Below are 9,100 nucleotides of genomic sequence, written 5' to 3'. Positions count from 1 at the left end.
GGCTGGAAGCTGGCGCGACGCGCATGCTCGCCGAGCACGACCGCCGCCTGAGCGACGATCGCTGCCAGCTTGCGGGCGATATACTGGAAGCGGCTGCTGCTCAGCAGAATCTCCGACTGCAAGCGCGGGGCCAGCTCCTCAACCGCGCGGGCGGCCCGGCCGCGGATCTGCTCCTCGGTCTGACGCCCCCAGCTCTCGCCCAGCTCGCCCGCCAGACGGCTAAGCGCTGCGTGGAACAGCTGACCGATGTCGGGCGCTTCCAGCCGATGGAGCCGTCGCTCTCGCAAGCGCAGGCCGTGGATCGCGAAATGCTGGAACGGACACGAGACGAATCGCTCCATCCGCGAGACGCTCGCCCGCAGGCGCTCGCCGTACAGGCGGAGCGCCGTCTGCGCCGAGAGCGGCGGCTCTGCGTTGCTATACTCCAGCGACGAGACGACGACAGAGAGCTGTCTGCTCCAGCCCGGCCTCGCGGCATACCAGTTGTACACCTGCCACCACAGGTCGGCGACCGGCAGCCCTTGACGCCACTGGCGGAGCTGCACGATGAGCCGCGACAGCGCCGGGCCGGGATGCGCCAGGTAAGCCAGCTGCGAGGCAACGTCGCCTCCAGCCTCCGGCTCGGCAGCAACCTGCTCCGTCGCCAGCGCAGGGAACATCTGCCTCAGATGGCGGACGATCTCCGACGGCAGCAGACTTTTACCCTCAGCGTCCGAGGACGGATAGCTAATCCACAGATGATCGGAGGGCAACGTCAGAGCGTGATAGATCAGGAAGCGCTCATCAAGCAACCGTCGACGGACGCCTGGAGCCATCGCGATGCCGTCGCCCGCCAGCCGCTCCCGCTCGTCCTCGGTCAGGATACCGTCCTCCTGGATACGCATCGGCAGCACGCCGTCGATTGCGCCGAGGATATAACAGATTCCGATGCGGCCGGTGCGCGTCCGCTCCATGCTGCCGACCAGCACCTGGTCGAGCGACGGCGGCACGGCCGAGAGCTTCAGCCCGGACAGTCCGGCCTCCAGCATCCCGGCGAACAGCTCGCGCGAGAGCGGCTCCTCGCCGACCAGCTCCACGAGCTGATCCAGCAAGTCCATCACGCCCTCCCATAGCTGCCGATGCTCGCGGGCCCGCCTCAGCTCTCCGCGCTCAGCGGCCTCTCTGCTCCAGCGCTCCAGACGCTCGGCCGCCTCGGTCCGATCGAGCAGCCCGTACATCGCCTCGCACATCTGGCGCACGTTGGCCGCCTCCTGGAGCTGCCGACCGAATCGACGCAGCGGCGCCACCACCAGCTCGCGACAATCCATCAGCTCCTCGAAGGCGCGCTTCTCAGCCGCGCGCGCCTCCTCGGGCGCCCCGTCCAGCGAGTCCTGGACGAGCGGCCGCCAGCGCTTGCGGTCGAGCCAGCGACGGCCGTCGATGCCACTGGCGAGCACATAATTCTCCAGCCGATCCATCGCCTCGCGGGGTACGCTGCCATCCTCCGGCAGCAGCATCTCGGTCTTGACACAGCGGAACACCGCATCGTAGCGCCAGCCCTGGACGACCGTCTCAAGCGCCGAGCGGATGAACTCGACGAGCGGGTGATGCTCGGCGTCGCTCTTCTGATCGAGGAAGTACGGAATATCGTGCTCCTCGAAGATCTGGGCGATATAATCCGTATAGCTGGCGGTATCCCGCACCATCACGGCCATGTCGCGCCAGCGGCAGTCGCCCTCGCGCACGCGAGCGACCATATCGCGCGCGACCGCTTCGACCTCGGCGCGCCGATGCACCGCCTGCACGACCGAGAGACCGTTCGCTACCTCCTCGGGAGCAGCAACCATCGGCAGCCGAAGGGCGAAATGGCGCTCCAGATGCGCGAGCGCCGGCCGGGCCCGGAAGCGCGGCGGCGTGTCGGCCGCGAGCACCGTATAAGGCAAGCTATGTACCCCTAACCGCTCCGCCAACTCGCGCAGACGGATATACGTCTCGGCAGTCGGGTGGAACAGGTCCAGCTCATGCGGGCGCTCCCCGGGCCCGTACGGACGATCCAGCGTCAGCGTCACTGTCACTTCGGCCGCCTCCTGCAGCAGCACCCCCAGCGCCTCCAGCTCGCGGGGCGTAAAGCCGTGGAAGCCGTCGACCCAGACACGAGCGCCGCGCAGCGCCGAGGCTCGCGAGCCGCCCTCGTGCAGCCAGCTCAGATAGTCCTCCGCATCGATATATTGTCCCGCCAGCTCCTGCTCGAGCTCGCCGTAGATAAGCTGCAGATCGTGCAGCTTACGCTCAAGCAGCGGACTTGCAACGCCGCCTGCGGCATACGCTTCGATCGCCTGCGGCTCGATCGCGTAGCGCTTCCACTCGGTCAGCAGCTCGCCGAGCCGCTCGATGAAGCCCTGCTGTTCCCCCGCTCCCTGATAGAGTTGGAGCTGCGGGCCGACCCGATGCAGGATCTTGTACAGCAGCATATGCTTGCCATCCTCGGTGATCGGCACGAGCGCCGTCCCGCCGGTCTCCTGCATGACACGGAACGCCAGCCTGCGGAAGCTGAGCGCCTGGGCGCGGATCGTCCCTGCCAGCCCCTCCGCGCGCGCCAGCGCGTACTCCGTCTGGAACGTCGCCTGCTCCGGCACGAGCAGGATGAGCGGCTCGCCGTCGGGGCTGCTGCGCAGCTCGTCCAGCAGCTCGTTCATGCACAATCGGGTCTTGCCTGTGCCGGATCGTCCCAGCACCATTCGCAGCGTCATCGCTCTTGCTCTCCTTCCGTTCTTGCCAATGCTCCTATTCTATCACAACCGGACGCCGCATTTCACCCGTCTGTGCAAACATGCGTTCCTGAGCGACAACGGCGAACAGGCCGCCCGGCGTCCGTGCGGACGCTGCGAGCAGCCGATCGGTCCTCCGTCTGCGCCCTACTAACGGCTGCGAACCTCGAACACGCCAAACTTCAGATAATGGCCTTCGCTGACGCCGAGCAGCTGCGGGTGATCCTTGCCCGCCGCGCGCCACTCGATCAGACGCAGCAGCTTGCCGGCGTCGCTCGCCGCTTCCTGGATCGCTTGCAGGAACATCTCCGGCCGCATATGGTACGAACAACTCGCCGTGACGAGATAGCCACCTTCATTGACCAGCTTCATGCCGTGCAGGTTGATGTCCTTGTAGCCGCGCATCGCTCCGGCTGCCGCCTGCTTGGTCTTGGCGAACGCTGGCGGATCGAGGATGACGACATCCCAGGTGCGGCCCGCCGCGCCGAGCGCCACGCTCGTATCTGTGCCGCCGCCAGCGCGCTTGCGACGCTCGTCCAGCCCCTTGACCTGCTCGCGCAGGTAAGCGAAGGCATCCGCTACGACAAATTCCACCCGGTCCTCGAAGCCGTTGCGCGCCACGTTGCGCCGCGCCGTCTCGATCGCATGCTCGGAGACGTCCAGACAGGTAACCTTCTTGGCGCCGTACTTGCACGCGTGCAGCGTGAAGCTGCCGGTATGGGCAAAGCACTCCAGCACCGTCGCACCGTCCCAATAAGGGAAGGAGACCGGCTTGCCGCTCTTGTTGACCGGCACCTCGACGGTCGCCGCGCCAGCCTTCGGACGAATCCAGAAGTCCTCGGGCAGCTCCTCGGCCGGACGGGTCTCCAGACGGATGCCGCTGCGCGAGCCCCAGCCCGTCATGAGCGGAGCGATCGACGCCCGGTTCTCCCGCTGGTCATAGAAGTATCCGGTCTTCTGCCCCTTCTCGACGTCTACATCCAGCCGCAAGCCGTTCTCCTCGATCTCGATCCCCTCCGGCAGCTCGCCGTAGAGGACGCCGACGCGCGGCTCCAGCCCCTCCAGCGCGCGCACGCCAACATCGCTGCGCTCATAGACGCATGCCGGCTCGAACACCTCGAGCAGCGCCGCTAGCAACGCCTCGCGACGCACCTCCATGCCGAGGCTGAGGATCTGCACGACGAGCACGTCGCCGAACCGGTCGACGGTCAGCCCCGGCAAGAAGTCGGCCTCGCCGTAGACGAGCCGACAGTCGCGCGGGTGCGCCAGGAAGCGCTCGCGATGGGCAAGCGCCTGCCGCAGACGCCCTGCGAGGAACGCCTGGTCCATCTCCACCGGCTCATAGGCGACGATGCGGACGACGATGCGCGACTGCGGATTCCAGTAGCCCGTCGCCAGATACTTGCCTTTATGATCGAGCACATCGACGAGCGCTCCCGGCTCCGCCTCGCCCTCCATCCGCTCCGTCTCGGTGGCGTAGATCCACGGCTGCCCCTGCTCCAGACGCGGCTTGCGATTTTTGTGTAATATGATCGACGCTCTCATCTCGTGCCTCCTGTATATGTGGCTGTCCAATCTTCTCTGCTATCAGAGCCTGCGGTCGCTGCCTAAGCTTGTCTGGTTATCCCGTCCATGTCTCTGCTCGCATGCCCGTCCAAACGCTCGCATACAATGTACGAGCATAGCGGGAGTCGGGCGGCGGTCGTTAGACAAGATCGCTTGGCTCCCGAAGCCGCATGACGTGCTGACGATCCCGAAGGAGGTACATACCGATGCTGCTCTCGATCCTATGGCCCATGCTCTGCGGACTCGCCATCTTCCTGCTGGGGATGAAAGCGATGGAGATGGCGCTGCACCGGCTCGCCGGTCCGCATCTCGAGTCGATCCTGCGACGCGGTACGGCGACGCCGCTGCGAGGCGCGCTGGTCGGCACGGCGACAACCGCCTTCCTGCAGAGCAGCACGGCGGTGACGGCATGGTCGGCGCCGCCGGGACGCCCCTGCATGCGCTCCGTCACAGCGCAGTAGCAGCAGCCGGATTCGGACTGCTGCTGCTGGGGATGACGATGATGCAGGAGCTGGCGCCGCGCATCGAGGCCAGTCCGCTCTACGACTGGCTGCTCGCGCGCGCCGCCGAGAGCCTGTGGTGGGGCCTCGCCGCTGGAGCCGTACTGACCGCGCTCATCCATAGCAGCGCGGCTGTCATCGCGATGATCATGGGACTGGCGGCGACCGGGGCGATGCCGCCAGAGCTTGGCATAGCCGTCGTGCTCGGCGCCAATGTCGGCACCTGCGCCACCGGCCTCCTCGCCGCCTGCGCGAGCTCCAGCGCCGGACGAGCGGTAGCGCTCGCCCACGTCGCCTTGAATCTCGGCGGAGCGCTGCTGTTCGCGCCGCTGATCGGCGAGCTGCAATGGCTCTCGGCGCTGCTGACCGACCAGCCCGCAGCCCAGATCGCCAGAGCGCAGACGATCTTTAATCTCGTCTGCTCGCTGCTCGCCTTGCCGATATGCTACTTGCCTCTCTGGCGCGAGCGCTCATAGGTCGAAGACTCGCCCCCGAGCAATTGTCCCGAGGCGCTTGCCTTTAGCGCACCTTCAGCCCGAGCAGCCGCAGCGCGCCGGCGACGATCCGATCGTTGTTGTCGTAGCCCGACTGGCGCTGGCGTCGCCAGGCTTCCTCCGGCGCGAACCAGTCGACGCCGCGGATCTCCTCCACCTGCGCCTGCAGCGTGCCGCCGACAGCCTCGACCAGATAGTAATGCACCTCTTTATTGACCTTGCCCTTGACGTCATGCTGGTACTGGTATTTGATCTGGTCGATCGGCTTGATGATCTTGCCGACGATGCCGGTCTCCTCTACGATCTCGCGCAAGGCCGTCTCTTCGATCGTCTCGCCCGCCTCCATCTTGCCTTTGGGCAACGAGATTTTGCCGTATCGATCCTGGATCAGTTGTACCTGCAGCCCGTCTTCTGTCCGGCGGAATACGACGCCCCCCGCAGAGTACTCGACCATGGCCTTCCCCTACCTTCCCTCCTGATTCCCCCGGCTCCGCGGGATGCCGGGGTTGACGATTGCTAGACTGCCGATGCCGCCTGCGAACGGGATGGCGTCGGCTCGGAGACGGCGATCAGCTCGCCGCGGCACTCGTTGACTCCCGCTTCTGTCAGACGAACCTGACATAATTGTCCGATCAACGATTCACTGCCCTCGAAGACGATCTGGATGTAGTTGCCCGAATAGCCCATGATCGCCCCGTCGCTGGCCTCTCCCTTGTGCGCCCGCTCGGGGATGACGTCGAGCACTGCGCCGACATGGCGGCGCGCATAGTCGAGCTGCATCCGCTCAGAGAGCTCGATCAGCTGATGGACGCGCTCATGCTTGATCTCCTCGTCCACCTGATCCTCCATGCGTGCGGCAGGCGTGCCCGTCCGCTTGGAGTAAGGGAAGACATGCATCTCTGCGAAGCCGATCTGCTCCATGAAGGCATAGCCCTCGCGGTACATCTCCTCCGTCTCGCCCGGGAAGCCGACGATGACGTCGGTCGTAATCGCGACGCCCGGCATCGCCTCATGAATGCGGCGGATTTTCTCGGCGAACTCGGCCGTCGTATACTTGCGCCGCATCCGCTTCAGCACGGCGTCGTGCCCGGCCTGCAGCGGAATGTGCAGATGGCGGCACATCTTCGGCGAGCGGTTCAGCACCTCGATCACCCGGTCATCGATCTGGCTGGCCTCGATCGAGCTGATGCGGATACGCTCGAGTCCGTCGACCTTGTCCAGATCCTCCAGCAGATCGGCGAGCCTGTAGCTCTCCAGATCGTCGCCGTAGCCGCCGGTATGGATGCCCGTCAGGACGATCTCCTTGTAGCCAGCCTCGACCAGCTGACGCGCCTGCGCCAGCACGCTCTCCGGCGAGCGGCTGCGCGAGAGGCCGCGCGACCACGGGATGATGCAGAAGGTGCAGAAGTTGTTGCAGCCTTCCTGAATTTTCAGGAACGCCCGCGTCCGCTCGGCGAAGTCCGGCACGTCGAGCTCCTCGAACTCGCGGGTTTTCATAATGTTGCGGACGGCATTAACTGGCTGACGCTCCTGCTGATACTGCTCGATGAACGTCATCAGCTTGTCGCGATCCTGCGTGCCGACGACCAGATCGACGCCAGGGATCGCCAGGATCTCGGCCGGCGAGGTCTGCGCATAGCAGCCCGTAACAGCGATGACGGCGTCCGGATTGCGTCGCACCGCGCGCCGGATGATCTGGCGGCTTTTTTTGTCGCCGGTATTAGTGACGGTGCATGTATTGATAATATAGACATCCGCAGTCGACGTATCGAAGTCAACCTGCTCGTAGCCCTCCTGCTTGAACAATTGCCACATCGCCTCGGTGTCGTAGAAGTTCACCTTGCAGCCGAGGGTGTAAAATGCTACCGATGGCATCGTCTATCGGCCTCCCATTTCTCCGGATTCGTACATAAGGCAGGTCAAGCCTACCATTGCAGCCGTCTCCGTTCGTAATATCCGCTTGCCCAGTCCGGCAATCCGGATGCCGCAAGCTTCGGCCTCTGCCGCCTCGCGCTCCGTGAAGCCGCCCTCCGGTCCGACGATCAGCAGCACGCTGCGCGCCTCGCCGATCAGGTCAGCCTCCCGGATCGTCTCGCGCAGTCCTCGCGAGGGCGCAGCGCTCTCCTTCTCATAGCAGAGCACCGCGAGGTCGTACCGCTCACGCTGCTCCAGCAAGGCCGACCACGACAGCACCGGATGGATGTCCGGAATTTTGCTCCGATGCGCCTGCTCCGCCGCTTCCTTAGCGATGCGCTGCCAGCGCTCGAGTCGTTTACCTTCCTTTTTACCGTCGTACTGCACGACGACTCTCTCCGACTGGAACGGGATAAATGCCGCCGCTCCGATCTCCGTCCCCTTCTGGATGACGGTCTCCATCTTGTCGCCCTTGGGCAGCCCCTGGGCGATCACGACGCGCCAGCGCGGCTCGCCGCTCATCTCCCGCAGCTCGACGATCTCGCCCGTCACCTCGCCCTCCGACAGCGTCATCAGCTCGGCAACCGCCTCGCGGGTCTCGCCGTCGGTGACGATGACCTTGTCGCCGGGCCTCATCCGCATCACACGCACGATGTGGTGGGCGTCATTGCCGCCGATCGTCACCTGATGATCGCCGAAGCTGCCAGCATCTATAAAATATCGTTGCATGTACATCCCTCATTCCGGCATCGCAGCCTCGCTGCGCAGGGCAGCGAAGCTTATCAAAGCATTATTATAGCACGTACCGCCTCGCTCGATCTACCCTTAGCATACCGCGCTTACTGCGGCTTGCGAGCGACGAAGGCGATCCAACTGTCCTCGCGGTGACGTCCCTCAATCTCGAAGCCAGCCGCGAGCAGCCCTTGCTCGACCAGCTCTTCCTTATTCTCGTAGATGCCCGAAGCGATGTAGGCGCCGCCTGGCTTCAGCGCGGCATATACATCGTCGATGAACAGCATGATGATCTCGGCGAGGATGTTGGCGACGACAACGTCGACGGGTACGCTGACATTCAGATCGCCCCCTGCCTGGGTCCCGTCTGCCTGCAGCACGCCGAGCAGATCGCTCAGCTTCACCTGGATCTGATCCTCCAGTCCGTTCAACCGCGTGTTCTCCGTCGCGCTGGAGACGGCCACCGGATCGAGGTCGAGCGCCAGCACGCCGCGCGCTCCGAGTCGGCAAGCGCCAATCGCCAGGATGCCGGAGCCTGTCCCGACATCGATCACCTCTTCGTCCCCGCGGATGACAGTCTCCAGCGTGCGCAGACAAAGCGCCGTCGTCGGATGCGTCCCGGTGCCGAAGGCCATGCCCGGATCAAGCTCGATGATCCGCTCCTCCGGCGACGGCTCGTACGTCTCCCAGGTCGGCTTGATGGTCAGACGATCGCTGACACGCAGCGGCTTGAAGTATTGCTTCCAGCTGTTCGCCCAGTCCTCTTCGTCGACGACCGCCGTCTTCAGCGTATACTCACCCGGCTCGATGCCAAACTCACGCAGTCCGGCGATCGAAGCGTCGAGGCTGGCGATGATCGGCGCCAGCTCCCGTTCCTCGAGGAAGTAGCCTTTGATCTCTGCTTGTCCCTCAGGTATATCGTTGAGCGGCCGCTCGTACCATTGTCCGAGCGAGGTGTCGCGCTGCTTGTTCAGCGTCCCCGATTCCTCGATGGAGACGCCATCTGCGTCCATCTCATGCAAAAAATTCGTAATCATCTCGATCGCTTGCTCCGTTGTACCGATCGTTAACTCATGCCATCTCATGCGCGGCATCCCCCTTTTTAAGCGAAGCCTTATAAATTCCTATATTTTAAACAAAAGAAGGC

At 64.5% G+C, this 9,100-nt stretch carries 8 protein-coding genes; 2 read left to right on the top strand and 6 right to left on the bottom strand.

What is annotated here, in order from left to right:
- Together addB and PA598K_RS10035 are read right to left on the bottom strand one after the other, a co-directional pair.
- Nucleotides 1-2,729, bottom strand: a 2,729-nt coding sequence (gene addB, locus PA598K_RS10040; protein WP_128656820.1) for a helicase-exonuclease AddAB subunit AddB, incomplete at its 3' end; no start/stop codon positions are given.
- 168 nt (nucleotides 2,730-2,897) lie between these two features.
- The gene (locus PA598K_RS10035) at nucleotides 2,898-4,292 is read right to left on the bottom strand and encodes a class I SAM-dependent rRNA methyltransferase (protein ID WP_128656818.1); all 1,395 of its coding nucleotides are present in this window, start codon (nucleotides 4,290-4,292) and stop codon (nucleotides 2,898-2,900) included.
- 227 nt (nucleotides 4,293-4,519) lie between these two features.
- Between PA598K_RS10035 and PA598K_RS38860 the strand changes: the two genes are divergently transcribed.
- Nucleotides 4,520-4,774 (top strand): hypothetical protein, encoded by a 255-nt coding sequence (locus PA598K_RS38860; protein ID WP_307719881.1) that lies wholly within the window; start codon nucleotides 4,520-4,522, stop codon nucleotides 4,772-4,774.
- Complete coding sequence (locus PA598K_RS10030) at nucleotides 4,723-5,289, top strand: Na/Pi symporter (RefSeq protein ID WP_307719880.1); 567 nt, start codon at nucleotides 4,723-4,725, stop codon at nucleotides 5,287-5,289. The genes PA598K_RS38860 and PA598K_RS10030 overlap by 52 nt, the downstream gene beginning before the upstream one ends.
- A gap of 43 nt (nucleotides 5,290-5,332) precedes the next feature.
- Here PA598K_RS10030 and PA598K_RS10025 read toward each other — a convergent pair whose 3' ends face one another.
- From PA598K_RS10025 to prmA, 4 genes are all read right to left on the bottom strand, one after another.
- The gene (locus tag PA598K_RS10025) at nucleotides 5,333-5,761 is read right to left on the bottom strand and encodes an NUDIX hydrolase (RefSeq protein ID WP_128656817.1); all 429 of its coding nucleotides are present in this window, start codon (nucleotides 5,759-5,761) and stop codon (nucleotides 5,333-5,335) included.
- Between the two features lie 62 nt (nucleotides 5,762-5,823).
- The gene (gene mtaB, locus PA598K_RS10020; RefSeq protein ID WP_128656816.1) at nucleotides 5,824-7,182 is read right to left on the bottom strand and encodes a tRNA (N(6)-L-threonylcarbamoyladenosine(37)-C(2))-methylthiotransferase MtaB; all 1,359 of its coding nucleotides are present in this window, start codon (nucleotides 7,180-7,182) and stop codon (nucleotides 5,824-5,826) included.
- 3 nt (nucleotides 7,183-7,185) lie between these two features.
- Nucleotides 7,186-7,950 (bottom strand): 16S rRNA (uracil(1498)-N(3))-methyltransferase, encoded by a 765-nt coding sequence (locus PA598K_RS10015; RefSeq protein WP_128656815.1) that lies wholly within the window; start codon nucleotides 7,948-7,950, stop codon nucleotides 7,186-7,188.
- Nucleotides 7,951-8,060: 110 nt separating this feature from the next.
- Complete coding sequence (prmA, locus tag PA598K_RS10010; protein WP_128656814.1) at nucleotides 8,061-9,038, bottom strand: 50S ribosomal protein L11 methyltransferase; 978 nt, start codon at nucleotides 9,036-9,038, stop codon at nucleotides 8,061-8,063.
- Nucleotides 9,039-9,100 lie beyond the last annotated feature (62 nt).

The sequence above is a fragment of the Paenibacillus sp. 598K genome, from assembly GCF_003851045.1.
GTDB lineage: Bacteria > Bacillota > Bacilli > Paenibacillales > Paenibacillaceae > Paenibacillus_D.
This window is presented reverse-complemented; position numbering and strand designations above follow the sequence as displayed.